A 17,769-nucleotide genomic window follows, 5' to 3' on the forward strand; every position below is an offset into this window, starting at 1 on the left:
GCGGCCGGACGTGCCGGGCTCAGGCCCAGCGGCGCAGGGCCCGGCGCTCCAGCAGGCCGAGCAGCCAGTCGGTGAGCTTGCCGAGCACGGCGAGCAGGATGATCGCCAGGATCAGGCGGTCCGTGCGTCCGTTGTTCTGCGAGTCGGTGAGCAGGAAGCCCAGGCCCATCGAGGACGCGATCAGCTCCGCGGCCACCAGGAACAGCCAGGCCTGGGCCAGGGCCAGCCGCAGGCCGGAGAACACGGCCGGCACCACGGCGGGCAGCTGCACCGTCCGCAGCAGGGACAGCCCGTGGTAGCCGAAGGCCCGACCGGCCTCCACCAGGTGCGGGTCCACATGGCGCAGGGCGGCGTAGACGGTGGTGAACACCGGGAAGAACGCGCCGATCGCGATGAGGGTGACCTTGGACTCCTCGCCGATCTGCATCCACAGGATCAGCAGCGGCACCCAGGCCAGCGAGGGCACCGCGCGCAGCGCCCCGATCAGCGGGGCGAACAGCGCGTCCGCCCACCGCGACAGCCCGAGCGCGGACCCCACGGCCAGCCCGAGTGCGGCGCCGAGCAGGAAGCCCAGCAGCACGCGCTGGGTGGAGATGCCGACGTGCAGCCACAGGTCGCCCCGCTCCAGCAGGTTGACGCCGGCGCTGAGCACCGCGCCGGGGGAGGGCAGCTGCACCGCGGAGAGCAGCCCGGCGGCCGTCACCGCCCACCACAGCACCAGGAGGACGGCGGGCGCGGCCAGCCCCACCACCGCCCGGGCGCCGGGCCGGTCCGGCACCCGGGGGCGCGGCCGTCGGCGTGCCCCCGTCCCCCCGTCGTCGCGGCGATCCGACCGCTCGCGCGCCTCGGGGTCCGTCGTCGCGGCGGGGGTGGTCAGGGCGGTGCTCATCGGATGGCCTCCTCGGCGAAACGGGTGTCCAGGATGCTCGCCAGCGCGGCGTCACACCGGGGGCGCCGCCGGGCCCGGGCTGGGCCAGCGCCGAGCCAGACGTTTCGGTCGTCACCGCAGGGTGGAGGCAGCAGATTTCTCTGGCTCAGCGCTGGGGTGCCGCTGGGCCGCAACAGGGCCGCCACCCGCGGACGTGTCCTCCGTCACGGTCGGGGCGTGTCACGAACCGGGCGCCGGACGCGTGGCCGGGCCCGGCGGCGCCGTCATGAACCCCTGGGCCGGCCGACTTCCACCGCCGGCCGCGTCGGCGTTGCATGGTGCGGAACCGTCGCCCGCCCGCCCGCCCGCCCGCGCCCCTGCGACCGGGCGGCCATGGAAAGGAGACCCATGAGCACCGCCGAGAACGCCGGGGCCGGAGCACCCACCCGCCCGGATGAGCACCGCGAGATCCTCTTCAACGCATTCGACATGAACTGCGTCGCCCACCAGTCCCCGGGGCTCTGGCGTCACCCCGACGACCACGCCCGCGACTACAACACCCTGGGCTACTGGACGCACCTGGCGCAGACGCTGGAGAAGGGCCTGTTCGACGGCTTGTTCATCGCCGACGTCCTCGGCCCGTACTCCGTGTACGGCGGCACCTCCGAGGCCGCCATCAGGACCGGCGCGCAGACCCCCGTGAACGACCCGTTCCTGCTCGTCTCCGCGATGGCCGCGGTCACCGAGCACCTCGGCTTCGGCGTCACCGCCGGCACCGCCTACGAGCACCCCTACCCGTTCGCCCGCCGCCTCGCCACACTCGACCACCTCACGGGCGGCCGCGTGGGCTGGAACGTGGTCACCGGCTACCTGCCCTCCGCCGCCCAGAACATGGGCCAGGACGACCAGATGGAACACGACGAGCGCTACGAGCACGCCGACGAGTACCTCGACGTCGTCTACAAGCTCCTCGAGGGCTCGTGGGAGGACGACGCCGTCGTCTACGACAAGGAGTCCGGCGTGTTCGCGGACCCGGCCAAGGTCCACGACATCGCCCACCAGGGCCGGTACTTCACCGTGCCCGGCCACGCCGTCACCGAGCCGTCCGTGCAGCGCACCCCCGTGATCTACCAGGCCGGTGCCTCGACGCGCGGCCGCGCCTTCGCCGGCAAGCACGCCGAGGCCGTGTTCATCAACTCCCCCACGAAGGAGCTGGCGGCCGCCACCGTGAAGAAGATCCGCCAGGCCCTGGTGGACGCTGGCCGTGACCCGTACGACGTGAAGATCTTCGCGATGCAGACGATCGTCACCGGGGCCACCGATGAGGACGCGCGGGCCAAGTACGACGACCTGGCGCAGTACGTGGACCCGCTGGGCGGCCTCGTGCTCATGTCCGGCTGGATGGGCATCGACCTGTCCCAGTACGACCTGGACGAGCCGATCGGGGACGTGAAGTCGAACGCCATCCAGTCCACCGTGGAGACCTTCCAGAAGGCCTCCGGCACGGACGAGGAGTGGACCGTGCGCAAGCTCGCCGAGTGGGTGGGCATCGGCGGCTTCGGCCCCGTGATCGTGGGCGGCGGCGAGTCCGCGGCCCGCCAGCTCGTCGAGTGGGCCGACGAGACCGACGTGGACGGCTTCAACCTCGCCTACCACATCACCCCGGGCACCTTCGAGGACATCGTGGAGTTCGTGGTGCCGGAGCTGCAGAAGCTCGGTCGCTACAAGACCGCGTACACGGACGGCACGCTGCGCCACAAGCTCTTCGGCCGCGGCGACCACCTGCCGCAGAACCACCACGGCGCCTCCTTCGCCCTGCGCCGCCGGTAGGGTGACGCCAGTGGCCGCGGCGCCCTGCCTCGGCCGGCAGCAGCCCCAGGAGGAGAACATGCAGCGCAGACGTGCCGTCCGCGCGGCCGGGCTCGGCGTCGTGGGCGCCCTGGCCCTGGCCGGGTGCGCATCCGAGCCGCAGTCGGCGGGGGAGGCCTGGCATCAGGCCCGCACCCAGTTGGACGAGGCCGAGACCGTCCGACTCGAGACCGCCTACACCACCGGCCGTCAGGGCCCGCAGTCGGTCCGCTGGGACATCGCCGGCCGGCTCGACGGCGGCGACGCCGAGTCGAAGGGCATCATGCAGGTCGGCCGGGACTCGCACATCACCATGGAGTCCCGCCAGGTCGGCGAGGACGTGTTCGTCCGGGTCGACGTGGACGGGTCCGACATCCCGGACGACGTCCAGATGATGTACTCCGACCCGCAGTGGCGCCGTGTCCCGGCCGGCGAGGGGCAGGAGCCGCCCCTGAAGTCCCTCCTCGACCAGGTGGGCTTCCCCGCGGCGGACGCCCTCGACGGCGCCGAGGTGCGCGCCGAGGAGGTCGACTGGGACGGCGGCACGGCCTACCGCTATGCCGTGCCCGAGGAGGTCGCCGACGCGGCGATGGCCGAGGGCGACGCCACCCGGGTGCACTCCTTCACGGTGGACGACGACGGCGAGCTGGTCGCGCTCACCGTCGACGACGGCCGGGCCACCCAGCAGTACGCCCTGAGCGACTGGAACCAGATCGAGCCGGCCGGGGCGCCGGAGGAGGTGGCCGAGTGAGGCAGCGCCAGACCCAGACCCGCCGCACCCGCCGCGGCCTGTCCCTCGCCGCCGTCGGGGCGGCCGCCCTGCTGCTGACCGGCTGCGCCTCGGGCGACGACGCCCCCGGCGCCTGGGACCGCGCCCGCACCCAGCTCGAGGAGGCCGACTCCGTCCGCATGGTCACCGAGCTGCGGTCCGAAGCTCCGAGCAACGGCCGCGCGATCCCGGACTCGGTGGACATCTCCGGCCCCGTGGACGGCTCGTCCATGCGGTACGTGTCCGTGTACCAGGACGACGGTCTGATCACCCGCGACGAGTCCCGGATCGTGGACGGCACCGCGTACTCCCGGTTCACGGTGGAGCGCGCCGGTGCGAGCGGCGAGGACCGCCCCGCCTATGTGGAGCGCTGGACCGCCACCCCGTACGAGAGCGATCCCAGCGCCACCGGCATGGGCGCGATGGTGAGCTCGCTCCTGGGCTCCCTGCCGGAGTCGGGCGGCCTGGACGACGTCGAGGCGGACGCGGACGGCATCCGCCGCAGCGGTCAGGACGCGATCCGCTACGTGCTGGACGAGCCCGTCTCGGGCCCGCAGGAGGGCGTGGAGCTGACCGCGTTCACGGTGTCCAAGGAGGACGGCCGCCTGCTCACCGTGGAGACCGAGTCCGCCGGCACGAAGGCCGTGGTGACCCTCTCCGAGATGGGCGGGGTGGATCCGGTGCAGGCCCCGCCGGCCGACGAGGTCCTGACGCAGGACGGCTGACCCGGCCCACGACGACGGCGGCCCGCCTCCCCTCGGGGAGGCGGGCCGCCGTGTCTGAGCGGGTCAGCGCGTCAGCGGACCCTCGTCACCCAGCGGGGTGGACGGGTCCGAGACGGTGTCCGGCTCGGCACCGTGGCGGGCCGCCGAGGTGACGTTGTCGTTGTTGGACTCGGTCACGCGGTCGTCGCGGACGTCGTTCTTCTTGTCGTTGCCCTGCATGGCATCCTCCACCTTCGTCGTGGCCTTCTGCACCGGATCGGAGTTCTTCACCTCAGCGAACTTCTGCTGGGCGGTCTCCTGGACCTGGCCGACCTTCTCCTGGGTCTTGGGGTCGTTCCAGAGCTTCTGGGCGTTCTGGGTCATCTTCTCGAGGTTCTTGCGGCCCTCGGCGGAGCCGAGCAGGTAGCCGAGTGCGGCGCCGAGGCCCAGGGTGATGAGGCGCATGGGTGGTCTCCTTCATGTGTCGGGACCGCGCCGACCCTCTTGGACGGGCCGGGCGGCGCGCTGACGCGCTGTCCTGGGATCACTCTGGTCACCGGAGCCTGCCACGTCAACGGTTGAGGCGCACGGCCGCGCGAGGGCCGGTGGCGTTCGTCCCCACCGTCCCGCCCCACGACGACGGCCGCCCACCCCCGGGGGTGGGCGGCCGTCGTCGTGCCGGGGCCCGTGGGCCCACGGGGTCAGCCGAAGTGCTTCGGCAGGGTGGCCTCCCAGGCCTCGCGCAGCTCCGCGATCGGCAGGGTGAAGGCGTCCTGGACCTCGAGGGCCGCGGAGTCGGCGTTCACCACGCCGATGCGCACGGCCGCGTAGCCGCGGGCCGTGGTCATGTCCGTGAACCGGACCTCCTCGGTGCGGGGCACGGCCACGACGGCGCGCGCCTGCGTCTCGGAGAACAGCGCGGTGAACAGGTCCACGCCGTCGCGGCGCAGCACCTCGTCCAGCACCACGCGGGCCCCCACGCCGAAGCGCAGCACCATCTCGGACAGGGTGGCCGCGAGGCCGCCGCCGGAGACGTCGTGGGCGGCGTCGATCATGCCGTCCCGGGACATGTTGACCAGCAGCTCGCCGAGCAGGCGCTCCTTCTTCAGGTCGACCTTCGGGGGCAGGCCGCCGAGGTGGCCGCGCAGGCGCGCGAACTCGGAGCCGTCCAGCTCGTCCGCGGTCTCGCCCAGCAGGTAGATCGCCTGGCCGTCCGCGTCCGGGGCGAAGCCGGACGGGGTGCGGCGCAGGACGTCGTCGAGCTGGCCGAGCACCGCCACCGTGGGGGTGGGGTGGATCGGGGTGCTGCCCGTCTGGTTGTACAGGGACACGTTGCCGCCGGTCACCGGGATGCCGAGGGTCTGGCAGCCGTCCGCCAGGCCGCGCACGGCCTCCGCGAACTGCCACATCACGTCCGGGTCCTCGGGGGAGCCGAAGTTCAGGCAGTCGGAGACGGCCAGGGGCACGGCCCCGGCGGTGGTGACGTTGCGGTACGCCTCGGCCAGGGAGGCCTGCGCGCCCGTGTACGGGTCCAGGTAGGTGAACCGGTCGTTGCAGTCCGTGGCCAGGGCCACGCCCATGCCGGTCTCCTCGTCCACGCGCACCACGCCCGCGTCGTCCGGGGCCGCCAGGGCGGTGTTGCCGCGGACGTAGCGGTCGTACTGGCGGGTGATCCAAGAGGTGTCCGCCAGGTTCGGGGAGCTCATCAGCTCCACGACGGCGGCGCGCAGCTCCTCGCCCGTGGCGGGCAGGTGCTGACCGGCCTCGGAGGAGCGGAACGTGTCCGCCTGGAGCTCGTCCTGCCAGGCCGGACGCGCGTACGGGCGCTCGTAGACCGGGCCGTCGTGGGCCACGGTGCGCGGGTCCACGTCGACGATGACCTCGCCGTCCCAGGTGATGATCAGGCGGCCGTCGCCGGTGACCTCGCCCAGCCAGGAGTACTCGACGTCCCACTTGGCCATGACGGCCTCGAACGCGGCGACGTTCTCCGGCGTCACCACGGCCATCATGCGCTCCTGCGACTCGGACATGAGGATCTCGCCCGGGGTCAGCGTGGAGTCGCGCAGCAGCACGTCCGTCAGCTCCACGCGCATGCCGCCCTCGCCGTTGGAGGCGAGCTCGGAGGTGGCGCAGGAGATGCCGGCGGCGCCGAGGTCCTGGATGCCCTCCACGAGGGAGTCGCGGAACAGCTCGAGGCAGCACTCGATGAGCACCTTCTCGGAGAAGGGGTCGCCGACCTGCACCGAGGGGCGCTTGGCGGGCTTGCCGTCGCCGTCGAAGGACTCGGAGGCCAGCACGGAGGCGCCGCCGATGCCGTCACCGCCGGTGCGGGCACCGAACAGGACCACCTTGTTGCCCACGCCGGAGGCGTTGGCCAGGCGCAGGTCCTCGTGCTTGAGCACGCCCACGGCGAGGGCGTTGACGAGCGGGTTGCCCTGGTAGACCGGGTCGAAGCGGGTCTCGCCGCCGATGTTCGGCAGGCCCAGGGAGTTGCCGTAGCCGCCGATGCCGGCCACCACGCCGTGGAACACGCGGGCGGTGTCCGGGTGGTCGATCGCGCCGAAGCGCAGCGGGTCCATCACGGCCACCGGGCGGGCGCCCATGGAGATGATGTCGCGCACGATGCCGCCGATGCCCGTGGCCGCGCCCTGGTAGGGCTCCACGTAGGAGGGCGAGTTGTGGGACTCGACCTTGAACGTCACGGCCCAGCCGTCACCGAGGTCGGTCACGCCGGCGTTCTCGCCGATGCCCACCATCATGTGCTGCTTCATCTCGTCGGTGAGCTTCTCGCCGAACTGGCGCAGGTGCACCTTCGAGGACTTGTACGAGCAGTGCTCGGACCACATGACCGAGTACATGGCCAGCTCGGCCGCGGTGGGGCGGCGGCCGAGGATCTTCTTGATCTCGGCGTACTCGTTCTCCTTCAGGCCCAGCTCGGCCCAGGGCTGCTCGACGTCCGGCGTCGCCTGCGCGTCCGCGACCGTCTCGATGTTGAACTGCTGGCTCATGCATGGCCTCCACGGCTGGCGAGGGTGGTCAGGACGGAGGTGAAGAAGCCGAGGCCGTCCACGCCGGAGCGGGGGCCGGCGGCGGTGTCCGGGCCGAAGCCCGTCTCCACGGCGTGCTCCGGGTGCGGCATCAGGCCGACGACGTTGCCGGCCGGGTTCGCGATGCCCGCGATGTCCCGGCGCGAGCCGTTCGGGTTCCAGCCCCGATAGCGGAACACCACGCGGCCCTCGGCCTCGAGGGCGTCGAGGGTCTTCTCGTCCGCCACGTACTGGCCGTCCTGGTTCTTCAGCGGCACGGTGATGGTCTGACCCTGCTCGAAGTCGCGGGTCCACACGGTGTCCGTGCTCTCCACGACCAGCTCCTGGTCGCGGCAGATGAAGTGCAGGTGGTCGTTCTTGATCATCGAGCCCGGCAGCAGGTGCGACTCGGTGAGGATCTGGAAGCCGTTGCAGATGCCGAGCACCGGCAGGCCGTCCGCGTCGCCCTCGGGGCCGCCGGCCGCCGTCGCCACCGCGTCCATCATGGGGGCGAAGCGCGCGATCGCGCCGGCGCGCAGGTAGTCGCCGTAGGAGAAGCCGCCCGGGATCACGACGGCGTCGACGCCGGCGAGCGTCCGCTGCGGGTCCGCGTCGGCGTGCCACAGGGAGACGGGCTCGGCGCCGGCGAGGCGGACGGCGCGCAGCGCGTCCACGTCGTCCAGGGTGCCGGGGAAGGTGATGACGCCGATGCGCGCGCCGCTGAGCGGCGTCGCCGGCGTCGAGTAGTCGCCGATGAGGGGGAGCTCGGTCATCGGGCGCCCTCGGCCTCGTCCAGGACGGCCACGTTCACGACGTCCTCGATGACGGGGTTGGACAGCATCTCCTCGGCGGCCGTGCGGGCCTGGGCGAGGATCTCGTCGGTGACCTCGCCCTCCACGGTGAGCTCGAAGCGCTTGCCCTGGCGGACCTGGCTGAACTCGGTGAAGCCGAGGCGGGGCAGGGCCCCGTTGATCGCCTTGCCCTGCGGATCGAGGATCTCGGGCTTGGGCATGACGTCGACGACGATGATGGGCATGAACACGCTCCTGGGTGCGGGACGATGCCGCGGAGCAGGACGGTGTGATGCCGTCTCACGCCCGGCCCGGTGCGCTCCGCGTGCTTGCCCGCCCAGTCTACTCGGCCGCCCGGACGCGGAATCGGGGGTGTGACGGGGGCGGCACGCGGCAGCCGGCCCGGCGTAGCCTGGCGGCATGAGACCTCAGCAGACCCGTGTGTCCCCGCTCGGTCGACGTCGGCCGATCAGTCCGCTCGGCCCTGCGCTGCTCGCCGCGGCGGCCGGCGTCGTGCTGACGGGAGTGCGCCGCATCAAGGCCCGGTCCGCCCGGCGTCGCGCGGCCGGACGCCCGCGCCGGTGACCCGTCCCGAGCCCTGCCCCTGCGGGTCCGGAGCCGGACTCGCGACGTGCTGCGGTCGCCTGCACGCGCGTTTCGCCCAGGACGGCGCCCTGACCGCGCCCACCGCCGAGGCGCTCATGCGTTCCCGGTACACGGCGTTCGCGCGGCTGGGCGAGACCGAGACGGCAGAGGCCCGGGCGATGGCCGACTACCTCGCCGCGACCTGGGCCCCCGAGCACCGGCCCACCGCGGCCGAGCTGCTGCCGGGCGCGGGGGAACAGGCGCCGCGGTTCACCCGCCTGGCGGTGCTGGACGTGCGCGACGGCGGGCCGTTCCAGGACGCCGGGACCGTGGAGTTCGTGGCCGTCGGCGCGGGGGCCGAGGGGCGGTTCCGACTCCATGAGGTCAGCCGGTTCCGCCGTGAGGACGGGATCTGGCGCTACGTGGACGGCGACGTGCGCTGAGGCCGGGGCGGGTCGGACGGCGGCCGGCAGTGACGCGTCAGAAGGCCGAGAAGATCCCGGCGCCCACGCTGAGGACCAGGCCCAGGATGGCGATCCACGCCACCAGGGTGACGATCGGACGGGGGCGACGCGGGGCGTCGTCGTGCCAGTCCACGCCCTCCAGCTCCGGAGGGGTGCGCAGCTCTCGATCCATGGCCCCAGCCTCTCACGCCCCACGCCGCCCCGGGCTCAACGCGGGTTGACTTGTCACGGGTGCTGGGCGCCCGGACCCGCGACAACTCAACCCGCGTTGCCGTCTGGGGTGAACAGGTCCTCGATCCGCCGCCCGAACACGGCCGCGAGGCGGAAGGCGAGGGGGAGCGAGGGGTCGTAGCGGCCCTTCTCGAGAGAGATGACGGTCTGCCGGGAGACGCCGAGCTCGTCGGCGAGCCGCTGCTGCGACCAGCCGAGGCGGGCACGCTCGTCGGGGATGGTGTTCTCCACGGCTCAGCCCCGGCGCTTCTGGAGCGCGTAGCGGACGGCCACCGAGGCGCCCGCGAAGAGGAGCAGCCCGGCGCCCACGAGGGGGAGGCTGAGCTGCCACCCCGCCAGGGCGACGACGAACGTGCCCAGCCCCAGCACCACGAGCAGGTCGCCGAACGCGCCGGACTGCGCCCTCTCGAGCCACCGGCCCTCGATGGTCTCCTCGGTGTCCCGGACGGCGCCGCGCAGGGTGGTGCGGTCCACGAGGAACAGCCAGGCAAGGGCTGCGCCGGCCGGGAGCGCCGACGCCGCCATGACCGCGCCCATGACCGTCGGGAAGCGGGGATCGGCGTCGCCCTGGCTCGAGGCCAGACCGTAGGCCGCGGCCCCGATCAGCAGGGCGATGACGACGCCGGCCACGAGGCTGACGAGGATCAGTCGCCCGGATCCGCCGCCCAGACGGGAGGAGCGGCCCCAGCGGGAGCGGGTGTCCCGGCGCGGATCGGTGGTGGCGGTGCCGGCGTGCTCCGCCGCGGCGCCCTGGCTGTCCGCTGCGGCGGCGGTGTGGTGGGAGTGGTTCGCGGTCATGGGGCCCTCCTGTGGTCGATGCCCTGGGCCGATGGCCCGGCCCGCCTCGGAGGCACTGGGGGCCGTCCGACCGGACGTTGTGAAGCAAGCTTGACAGTCAAGTGATCTTGTCGTCAAGGGAACTTGACTCTGGGGCCCGCACGAACTCCTCCCACGTCATGGGCGGGGTCAGCCCGAGCCAGGCAGGTTCGAGACGGAACCCGAGGGCCGTGTTCATCCGCAGGGCCGCCGCATTGGCCTCGGCCCCGCCGGTGCCCCACTCGCGCCCACCGCGGGCATGGGTCGCCAGGACGGTCGCCGCCTTGACGGCCTTCGCCACGCCACGGTTCTCGTGCTCGGCCGCGACCGCGGTGCGGTCGACCTCCCACCGGTCAGGGGAGCGGAACGTCAGGGTGAATCCGATGAGCACGCCTCCCACGAAGGCCCCCACGGCGAGCCCCTCTGGGGTGGACAGTCGGGCCTCGAGGTCGTCCGGCAGCGGCTCGTGACGGGAGCCGTCGGTGTGCGGGAATCGGGGAGCCGCGTCCTCGTCGAGGGCGCGCAGGGCAGGCAGGTCGACGGAGGTCAGTCTCCGCACCTCGATTCCCCGCGCTTCGGCCGCCGCGACGTGGCCACGGTAGGGCGCCAGGTCGGCGTCGTCGTCGAGGTGGAGGCGCGCGCCCCAGGAGCGGGAGCGCACGCTCCACCCGGCGTCGAGCAGCGCAGCGGCCTCGGCCGAGTCTTCGCGGTGCACGCGGGCTTCCGCCCGTGGGTCGGTCACGGGGGTGAGCATCGACCACGGGATGTGCCCGGAGACGGCCTCGCCCGGATAGACGTGCGGGAACTCGGCCGAGTGGGGATCGGAGGGGTCTCCCGGCTCGCGCCGCACCCGCATGCCGGCCCCCGCCAGTTCGTCCTCGTCCAGGCCGACGACGAACGCGTCCGGCCGGTCCGGGTAGATCGCCGCGCCGACCACTCCCACCTGGGCGGCGTCGTCGGAGGCATGGAGGAAGCCGACGTCGTCGATCGAGGCGCCGCGCGTCGACGCCGTGTAGCGGCCGATGCGCCGCGCGGCGGCCCAGTCCTCCGGGAGGGTGATGTGCAGGATCATGGCGCGAGGCTATCGGCCCCGGCGTCGACGCCACCCCTCCGGCTGCCCATCGCGGGTTGAGTTGTCGGGGGTGTGGGGCGGGGGCACCCGCGATAACTCAACCAGCGTTCCAGGGCCGCCCCGGGCGCGACGACGGCCCGGCGTCTCCGCCCGCGGGGGAGCCGCCGGGCCGTCGGGGGCGGACCGGGTTCCGGGTGCCCGGGCCGTCAGTCCTCCAGGAAGGCCTCGACGTCCGGGGTCACCGCGCGGGAGTCGATCAGCTGACGCTCGATCGCGTCGTGGGTGATGCGGTTGGCCTCGCGCACGGCGTCGGTGCGCATCGAGATCTTGATGTCGCCCTTGTGGGTCGGGGTCCCAGCCACCTGGACCGGCTGGGTCTCGAGCGGCAGCGGGACGGCGTCGCACAGTGACTTCTCGGCCGGCTGGGCGCCGGTCAGGAAGTAGTCACGGATGGGCGCGTCCACGCACTCGGTGCCGTACGGGAACAGGCCGTGAGTGCCCTCGTTGTCCACGGAGATGAGGGACGTGTTGCGCAGCACGCCGGCGGCGCGGTGGCCGCCTTCGTACGGGGTCGCCGCGTCCAGCTCGGACTGCACGATCACGGTGCTCGGGGCGCCCTTGCCGCCGGGCTGGGAGGGCATGGAGGTCTGGGCGGGCCAGTACATGCACTCCGACGGGCCCATCAGCACACCGATCCACGGGGCCTTGCGGCCGAGGTCGTCCACCCACGAGGTCCAGTAGCCCTGCGAGGTGTTCCACTGGCCGTCCTGGCACCGGATCGCCGAGAACGCGCCCTCGAAGGTGACGGCGTCTCCGGCCTGGGTGGCGGCGACGAGCTGCTCGCGCTCGCCCACGGTCTCCAGGCCGCGGTCGGCGAAGCGGTCGAAGGAGTCGCGCTCCTCGGTCGGCAGCGACGCACGGGCCTCGGCCAGGATGCGCTCGATCTGGGTGCGCTGCCCCGCGGGGTCCGTGGCCGCGGCCTCGGACTCCATGATGCGGATGTAGGCGGCGATGACCGCCCCGGCGCTCATGTACTGGGAGGTGTCGTACATGGCCGGCAGCAGGAACGAGCCGGCGACGATCATGCCGAGCTGCGTGCGGGTGCCGCCGCCGTCCTCCCAGCGCTCCCGGATCTGCATCGGGTCGTCGCCCAGGAAGTAGAGCTCATCGTGCCGGGCCACGTAGGGGAGCATCGCGTCCTGGAACTGGCGGTCGCGGGAGCGCGGCTGCAGGTCCCAGGTGGTCTGGAGGCCGTCGCGGGAGATGTCCACGGCGGAGTCCAGCAGGAACCGGTGCGTGTGCTGGGGGAAGACGCGCTGGTACCAGCTGCCCAGCCAGGTGCCGTACGAGTAGCCGATGTAGGAGGTCTTCTCCTCGCCCAGGACGGCGCGGATGAAGTCCATGTCGTACACGGTCTGCTCGGTGGTGATGTACGGGGTGAGCTCGTTCTCGAGGCACGCGTCGACCTGGGCCTTCGTGTCCTGCCACACGTCGTGCTCGGGGTTTGGCGTGTAGGTGCACTCCAGGGCGGTGGACTGGCCCACGCCGCGGGGGTCGAAGCCGATGAAGTCGTACTGCTCGGCGAGCTCCGGGGCGCGCTCGGCCATGGCGGGACCCCAGGGCAGGCCCGAGCCGCCCGGGCCGCCGGGGTTGACCAGCGCGATGCCCTGGCGCTCCGGGTTGCCCTTCGAGGTCTCGGTCTTGGCCGCGCGCAGGGTGATGGTGTGGCCGTCCTCGGGGTTCTTCCAGTCGCGGGGCACCGTGACGTCGGCGCACGCGGTGCCGGGGATCGCGTTGAACCGGGCGTTGAGGCTCTCGCTGCCGAAGTCGCAGGCCTCCCAGTCCAGCGTCTGGCCCACGAGGTGCGGCGCAAGCGCGGCGGCGTCGTTGACCTTGTTGCCGCGCGTGGCGGAGAGGTCGTTGGAGCGGGCCTGGCCCTGCGATACGGACCCCTTGCCGTTGCCGTTGCCGTTGCCGGGTGCGGAGAGCGCGGGGGCGGCGGCCGTGATGGCGAGTGAGACGGCCGCGACGGCGGCGGCGAGCGTGGTGCGGCGGCGAGCTGGAACGGTTCTGGTCACGTCAGGTCCTCGAGTCGTTCGGTGCGGAGAGGGCCGGGGCGGTCACCGGATGACGCGAGTGATGCGCCTCACAGCCTGTGTGGAAGCCATCGTAATCATGGACGCGCGCTGGAAGTCCACTCGGTGTCCGGCCGGGTCCCGGGGGCCGCCCCCACGGCCGCGTCCAACATTGCCAACAGCCGCACCCGCAGCGCCTGGCCCCGCGCGGCGAACTCGCGCTGTCGCCGCGCGTACTCGGCACGCCCGGCCGGCTCCTCGATCCGCACGGCCGCGTAGCCGCCGCGCCCGTCGGAGAGGTCGTCCACTCCGGTCAGGTCGTACGGCGAGGCCTCCATGTCCAGCCGGCGGATGTCCCACGCGAGGTCGAAGCAGTCCGCGAGCAGGTCCGAGTCGACCACCGGCACCAGCTTGTACGCCCACTTGTACAGGTCCATCCCCGCGTGCAGGCAGCCGGGCTGCTCCATCTCCCGCATCCCGGCGCGCGTGGGCAGGACGCCGTCGTCGCCCTCGTTGCGGTCGCGGGCCTCGGGCGCGAAGAACCGGAACGCATCGAAGTGCGTGCACCGGATCCGCGAGCCCTCCACCACCGCGTCCGTCCCCTCGGCCCCGAGCCGCAGCGGCAGCTGGGAGTGCCGCACCCCGTGCACGTCCGAGCGGTATGCCATCGCCCACTCGTGCAGCCCGAAGCAGCCCAGGCGCGGCGCCCGCTCCGCCGTGCGCGCGAGCAGCTCCCGCGTGAACGCCACCCCCGACGCGCGGTCGGCCAGCACCGCCGCCACGTCCACCAGCCAGCCGCCCACCGCGCGGCCGTCGACGACGGCGCCCGCCACCTCGCCGGCCTCGACGCGCCGGTAGTGCTTCCACTCGCCCCGTGGGGTCGTGCCCAGCTCGGCCGCCTCGGCGCGGGCCGCGGCGCCGTCGTCGTCCGCGAGGAGGACCCCCGGCCCGGGGTGCCAGCGCTGCAGCGCGGCGGGGGAGTGCGTGTAGTAGCCGAAGAGGAAGTCCTGCACCGGGTGCTTCTCGCCGCGCATCCGCAGGGCCACCAGCGGGTCCGTGCGTCGGGCGATGCGCGCGCGGTGCGCCCGCGCGTGGGCCCGCCACACGTCGGCGGGCAGGGCGACGACGGCGGTCGGCGTGGGTGCGGGGGCGGTGCGTGACTCGGGCATGGCCCCACCATCCTCCCCCGTGGCGCCCCTCGTGAGCGAGCGGGTCCACGCGATGCCGACGCGGGGAGCGCGCTCCGGCGGCCCCTATTCGACGGTCCTGGACATTGCCTGGCAAAGATCTGGTCAAACGCCCTACCGGACGGTAGATTTCACATGTCTCGCTGTGGCGCTCATCACATGGGCGTCGATCTCCCCGTCCCCCGGCGCCATCCCCGCCGGCGTGCCGCGGGCGAGAGCTGGGTGGACCTTGATGAGAAAGGCGGAGGCAATGCCTCAGAACCCCACCCCTGCCCGGCGCCGTCGGGCCCTGGCCGCGGCCGTCGCCGGCGCGAGCCTCGTGGCCGCTCCCGCGCTCGCGGTGTCGGCCACCGCCGTCGAACTGCCCGACGGCAGCACCGTCTCCAGCCCGCAGGGCGAGGTGCAGGTCCAGCAGCAGTTCGAGGACGGCCGCTACTTCGTGGTCCTGAAGGACCAGCCGTCGGTGACCGCCCCCGAGGCCGGCGCCGTTCCGGGCGCGGCCCCGAAGGCGAAGTTCGACCCCTCGCACCCGCGCGTGAAGAACTACGAGGCCAAGCTCCAGCGCCAGCAGGCGAAGGTCGCGAAGGCCCACGGCGCCAAGGTCGAGATCTCCTTCCAGCGCGCCGTGAACGCGTTCGTCGCCGAGCTGACCGCCGAGGAGGCCCAGGCGATCGCGAAGGACCCGGCCGTGCTCGGCGTCGCACCGGACGAGCAGGTGGCCCCGGACTACAGCTCCACCGAGTTCCTCGGCCTGGCCGGCAAGAAGGGCACCTGGAAGTCCGTGTACGGCAAGGCCGAGAACGCGGGCGAGGGCGTGGTGGTCGGCGTCATCGACTCCGGCATCCACCCGGACAACCCGTTCATCGACGGCCAGCCCGTCCAGCCGCTCAAGGGCAAGGCCAAGGTCGGCGTGCCGTACCGCACCGCGGACGGCCAGATCGCCGTGCTCAAGGCGGACGGCACCACCGCCACGGCCGACTGCGAGACCGGCCCGGACTTCCCGGCGTCGTCGTGCGACTCCAAGCTGATCGGCGCCTACGCCTTCTCGGAGGACTTCGAGCGCTTCGTCCCGGTGGACGAGCGGGCCCCGGAGGAGCGCATCTCCCCGCTCGGCGTGTTCTCCCACGGCACCCACGTGGCCACCACCATCCTCGGCAACACCGGGGTGGAGCAGACCATCGACGGCGACTCCTTCGGCGAGGGCGCGGGCGTGGCCCCGGCCGCGAACCTGATCTCCTACAAGATCTGCTGGGAGGACACCGACCCGGACACCGGCGGCTGCTACACCTCCGCCTCCGTGGCCGCCGTCGAGCAGGCCATCGAGAACAACGTGGACGTGCTGAACTACTCGATCTCCGGCTCCAACACCTCGATCGTGGACCCGGTGGCCATGGCCTTCAAGTCCGCCGCCGAGGCCGGCATCTTCGTGGCCGCCTCCGGCGGCAACTCCGGCCCCGGCCCGAACACCGTGAACCACGGCTCCCCGTGGCTGACCACCGTGGCCGCGGAGACGTTCTCCAACGAGCTCACCGCCACCGTGCAGTTCTCCGACGGCACGCAGCTCCGCGGCGCCTCCTCGGCCCGCACCGGCGTGGGCCCGGCCGAGGTCATCCACGCGTCCGAGGTCGCCGCCGGCGACGCCGAGGCCGCGCGTCTCTGCCTGCCCGGCGGGCTCACCGAGGAGGCCGCCGGCAAGATCGTGCTCTGCGAGCGCGGCGTGAACGCCCGCACCGAGAAGTCGCAGGTGGTGGAGGAGGCCGGCGGCGTCGGCATGATCCTCGTGAACACCCCGTCCGGCTCGCTGGACGCGGACATCCACGCGGTGCCGACCGTGCACATGAACGACAACGGCGTGATCGAGAAGGTGAAGTCCTCCGACCTCACCGCCACGATCGTCCCGGGCGACACCACCGGCCTGCCGGCGGACCCGCTTCCCCAGATCGCCGGCTTCTCCTCCCGCGGCCCGGCCAACGCCGTGAACCAGGAGCTCCTGAAGCCCGACCTCGCCGCCCCCGGCGTGAACGTGATCGCCGGCGTCTCCCCGCTGGACCCCGACTACCACGGCAACACGTTCGGCCTGATGTCCGGCACGTCCATGGCATCGCCGAACCTGGCCGGCATGGCCACGCTGCTGATCGGCAAGTACCCGGCCTGGTCGCCGATGGCCGTGAAGTCCGCCCTCATGACCACCGCCGGCGACGTGTACAACGCCGACGGCACCGTGAACACGGACAACTTCGCCACGGGTGCCGGCTCTGCCGATCCGGCCGCCGCCGCCCGTCCGGGCCTGGTCTACGAGTCCGGCAAGGAGCAGTGGGACGCGCTGCTGCGCGGCGACATCGCCGGCCGTGACGTGAACGTCCCGTCCCTGGCGATCCCCGACGTCGTCGGCTCGGCCACCGTGACCCGCACCGTGACCGCCCTGGAGAACGGCCGCTGGCAGTTCTCTGCGAACGTGCCAGGCTTCGAGGTGACCGCCTCCCCGGCCGTGCTGGACCTGAAGGCCGGCCAGTCCGCCGACGTCGAGCTGACCGTCACCCGCACCGACGCTGCGATGAACACCTGGACCCACGGCTCCATGTCCTGGACCACCGCCAAGGGCAAGGCCGTCCCGGAGGTGACCTCCCCGGTCACCGTCAAGGCGAAGTCCGCGACCGTCACCTCCGCCGTCGAGGGCTCCGGCGCCACCGGCTCCGCCGACGTGGAGATCACCCCCGGCGTGACCGGTGAGCTGACCCCGCAGGTCCTGGGCCTGGGCAAGGTGGACTCCACCGTGGCCGCCGCCACCGCGAGCAACTCGCTCGCGTCCAGCGCACTGGCCGTGTCCACCGTGACCGTGGAGGAGGGCACCCAGTCCCTGGTGGCCTCGATCAACGCGGGCGCTGCCGGCGCCGACTGGGACCTGTACGTGATCACCCCCGAGGGCAAGCAGCTCTCCCGGGCGACCGCGGACGAGTCCGAGACGCTGACGATCGCCGACCCCGTCCCGGGCGCCTACACCGTGGTCGGCCACCTGTACGCGGCCAACGGCGGCAAGGACACCGGCACCCTCGAGACGCTGAAGCTGCGCGAGGACGCCGGCAACCTCACCGTCTCCCCGAACCCGGTCCCCGTGACCTCGGGCAAGGCCACCGAGGCGACCCTCTCCTGGTCCGGCCTGACCTCGGGCACCTGGAAGGGCCTCGTCACCTGGGACGCGGGCATCACGACCGACGTGACCGTCCAGGTCCCGTGACCGCCGACCCCCTCCGTCCTCGCTGACGGAACGGGAGGAACCGCCCGCACGACGCCGGCCCCGCACCTTCACGCTGAAGGTGCGGGGCCGGCGTCGTG

General features: G+C 72.9%; 17 protein-coding genes. 6 read left to right on the top strand and 11 right to left on the bottom strand.

Going from position 1 to position 17,769, the window contains the following annotated elements:
• Positions 1-19: 19 nt before the first annotated feature.
• Positions 20-889, bottom strand: coding sequence for an ABC transporter permease (locus tag MLUT_RS12790; RefSeq protein ID WP_010079559.1), 870 nt, complete (start codon positions 887-889; stop codon positions 20-22).
• A 387-nt stretch (positions 890-1,276) separates the two neighbouring features.
• Between MLUT_RS12790 and MLUT_RS12795 the strand changes: the two genes are divergently transcribed.
• Genes MLUT_RS12795 through MLUT_RS12805 form a run of 3 tightly spaced genes read left to right on the top strand, consistent with a single transcriptional unit; the run spans position 1,277 to position 4,210 of the window.
• Positions 1,277-2,698 (top strand): LLM class flavin-dependent oxidoreductase, encoded by a 1,422-nt coding sequence (locus tag MLUT_RS12795; protein WP_010079558.1) that lies wholly within the window; start codon positions 1,277-1,279, stop codon positions 2,696-2,698.
• Positions 2,699-2,756: 58 nt separating this feature from the next.
• The gene (locus tag MLUT_RS12800; protein ID WP_231936553.1) at positions 2,757-3,467 is read left to right on the top strand and encodes a Tat (twin-arginine translocation) pathway signal sequence; all 711 of its coding nucleotides are present in this window, start codon (positions 2,757-2,759) and stop codon (positions 3,465-3,467) included.
• Positions 3,464-4,210 carry a hypothetical protein gene (locus MLUT_RS12805; RefSeq protein ID WP_010079556.1) on the top strand — a complete coding sequence of 249 codons (747 nt, stop codon included), beginning with the start codon at positions 3,464-3,466 and terminating at the stop codon, positions 4,208-4,210. The genes MLUT_RS12800 and MLUT_RS12805 overlap by 4 nt, the downstream gene beginning before the upstream one ends.
• A 63-nt stretch (positions 4,211-4,273) precedes the next feature.
• On the opposite strand, the gene MLUT_RS12810 is transcribed toward MLUT_RS12805, so the two are convergent.
• From MLUT_RS12810 to purS, 4 genes are all read right to left on the bottom strand, one after another.
• The gene (locus MLUT_RS12810) at positions 4,274-4,654 is read right to left on the bottom strand and encodes a YtxH domain-containing protein (protein WP_010079555.1); all 381 of its coding nucleotides are present in this window, start codon (positions 4,652-4,654) and stop codon (positions 4,274-4,276) included.
• 236 nt (positions 4,655-4,890) lie between these two features.
• On the bottom strand, positions 4,891-7,197 hold the full coding sequence (purL, locus tag MLUT_RS12815) for a phosphoribosylformylglycinamidine synthase subunit PurL (protein ID WP_010079554.1): 2,307 nt from the start codon (positions 7,195-7,197) through the stop codon (positions 4,891-4,893).
• Entirely contained in the window at positions 7,194-7,988 is a 795-nt protein-coding gene (gene purQ, locus MLUT_RS12820; RefSeq protein ID WP_010079553.1) for a phosphoribosylformylglycinamidine synthase subunit PurQ, read from the bottom strand. The genes purL and purQ overlap by 4 nt, the downstream gene beginning before the upstream one ends.
• Complete coding sequence (gene purS / locus MLUT_RS12825; RefSeq protein WP_002856633.1) at positions 7,985-8,251, bottom strand: phosphoribosylformylglycinamidine synthase subunit PurS; 267 nt, start codon at positions 8,249-8,251, stop codon at positions 7,985-7,987. The genes purQ and purS overlap by 4 nt, the downstream gene beginning before the upstream one ends.
• A 175-nt stretch (positions 8,252-8,426) precedes the next feature.
• Here purS and MLUT_RS23800 point away from each other — a divergent pair, with 175 nt between their 5' ends.
• Both MLUT_RS23800 and MLUT_RS12830 read left to right on the top strand, forming a co-directional pair.
• A complete protein-coding gene (locus MLUT_RS23800) occupies positions 8,427-8,591 on the top strand; it encodes a hypothetical protein (protein ID WP_155116188.1) in 165 nt (54 codons plus the stop codon).
• Positions 8,588-9,034, top strand: a complete 447-nt coding sequence (locus tag MLUT_RS12830; RefSeq protein ID WP_010079552.1) for a YchJ family protein — start codon at positions 8,588-8,590, stop codon at positions 9,032-9,034. Before MLUT_RS23800 ends, MLUT_RS12830 begins: the two co-directional genes overlap by 4 nt.
• 37 nt (positions 9,035-9,071) lie before the next feature.
• Here the strand turns inward: MLUT_RS12830 and MLUT_RS23875 are convergent, their stop codons facing one another.
• The 6 genes from MLUT_RS23875 to MLUT_RS12855 form a co-directional block, all read right to left on the bottom strand.
• Entirely contained in the window at positions 9,072-9,227 is a 156-nt protein-coding gene (locus MLUT_RS23875) for a hypothetical protein (RefSeq protein WP_010079551.1), read from the bottom strand.
• Positions 9,228-9,313: 86 nt separating this feature from the next.
• Positions 9,314-9,517: a helix-turn-helix transcriptional regulator gene (locus tag MLUT_RS12835; protein ID WP_002856639.1), complete on the bottom strand. Its 204-nt coding sequence runs from the start codon at positions 9,515-9,517 to the stop codon at positions 9,314-9,316.
• 3 nt (positions 9,518-9,520) lie between these two features.
• Positions 9,521-10,084: a hypothetical protein gene (locus MLUT_RS12840; protein WP_012750715.1), complete on the bottom strand. Its 564-nt coding sequence runs from the start codon at positions 10,082-10,084 to the stop codon at positions 9,521-9,523.
• 97 nt (positions 10,085-10,181) lie between these two features.
• Complete coding sequence (locus MLUT_RS12845) at positions 10,182-11,174, bottom strand: GNAT family N-acetyltransferase (RefSeq protein WP_010079549.1); 993 nt, start codon at positions 11,172-11,174, stop codon at positions 10,182-10,184.
• A gap of 206 nt (positions 11,175-11,380) precedes the next feature.
• A complete protein-coding gene (locus MLUT_RS12850; RefSeq protein ID WP_010079548.1) occupies positions 11,381-13,252 on the bottom strand; it encodes an alpha/beta hydrolase in 1,872 nt (623 codons plus the stop codon).
• 95 nt (positions 13,253-13,347) lie between these two features.
• Complete coding sequence (locus tag MLUT_RS12855; protein WP_010079547.1) at positions 13,348-14,418, bottom strand: hypothetical protein; 1,071 nt, start codon at positions 14,416-14,418, stop codon at positions 13,348-13,350.
• A gap of 268 nt (positions 14,419-14,686) precedes the next feature.
• Between MLUT_RS12855 and MLUT_RS12860 the strand changes: the two genes are divergently transcribed.
• Positions 14,687-17,671 carry a S8 family serine peptidase gene (locus MLUT_RS12860; RefSeq protein ID WP_012750716.1) on the top strand — a complete coding sequence of 995 codons (2,985 nt, stop codon included), beginning with the start codon at positions 14,687-14,689 and terminating at the stop codon, positions 17,669-17,671.
• Positions 17,672-17,769 lie beyond the last annotated feature (98 nt).

Origin of the sequence: Micrococcus luteus NCTC 2665, assembly GCF_000023205.1 — a bacterium.
GTDB lineage: Bacteria > Actinomycetota > Actinomycetes > Actinomycetales > Micrococcaceae > Micrococcus > Micrococcus luteus.

Coding starts and splice junctions, on each gene's coding strand:
- MLUT_RS12845 (WP_010079549.1), bottom strand. CDS start 11,174: ATGATCCTGCACATCACCCTCCCGGAGGACTGGGCCGCCGCGCGGCGC.
- purS (WP_002856633.1), bottom strand. CDS start 8,251: ATGCCCATCATCGTCGTCGACGTCATGCCCAAGCCCGAGATCCTCGAT.
- MLUT_RS23875 (WP_010079551.1), bottom strand. CDS start 9,227: ATGGATCGAGAGCTGCGCACCCCTCCGGAGCTGGAGGGCGTGGACTGG.
- purL (WP_010079554.1), bottom strand. CDS start 7,197: ATGAGCCAGCAGTTCAACATCGAGACGGTCGCGGACGCGCAGGCGACG.
- MLUT_RS12860 (WP_012750716.1), top strand. CDS start 14,687: ATGCCTCAGAACCCCACCCCTGCCCGGCGCCGTCGGGCCCTGGCCGCG.
- MLUT_RS12790 (WP_010079559.1), bottom strand. CDS start 889: ATGAGCACCGCCCTGACCACCCCCGCCGCGACGACGGACCCCGAGGCG.
- MLUT_RS12795 (WP_010079558.1), top strand. CDS start 1,277: ATGAGCACCGCCGAGAACGCCGGGGCCGGAGCACCCACCCGCCCGGAT.
- MLUT_RS12810 (WP_010079555.1), bottom strand. CDS start 4,654: ATGCGCCTCATCACCCTGGGCCTCGGCGCCGCACTCGGCTACCTGCTC.
- purQ (WP_010079553.1), bottom strand. CDS start 7,988: ATGACCGAGCTCCCCCTCATCGGCGACTACTCGACGCCGGCGACGCCG.
- MLUT_RS23800 (WP_155116188.1), top strand. CDS start 8,427: ATGAGACCTCAGCAGACCCGTGTGTCCCCGCTCGGTCGACGTCGGCCG.
- MLUT_RS12840 (WP_012750715.1), bottom strand. CDS start 10,084: ATGACCGCGAACCACTCCCACCACACCGCCGCCGCAGCGGACAGCCAG.
- MLUT_RS12855 (WP_010079547.1), bottom strand. CDS start 14,418: ATGCCCGAGTCACGCACCGCCCCCGCACCCACGCCGACCGCCGTCGTC.
- MLUT_RS12800 (WP_231936553.1), top strand. CDS start 2,757: ATGCAGCGCAGACGTGCCGTCCGCGCGGCCGGGCTCGGCGTCGTGGGC.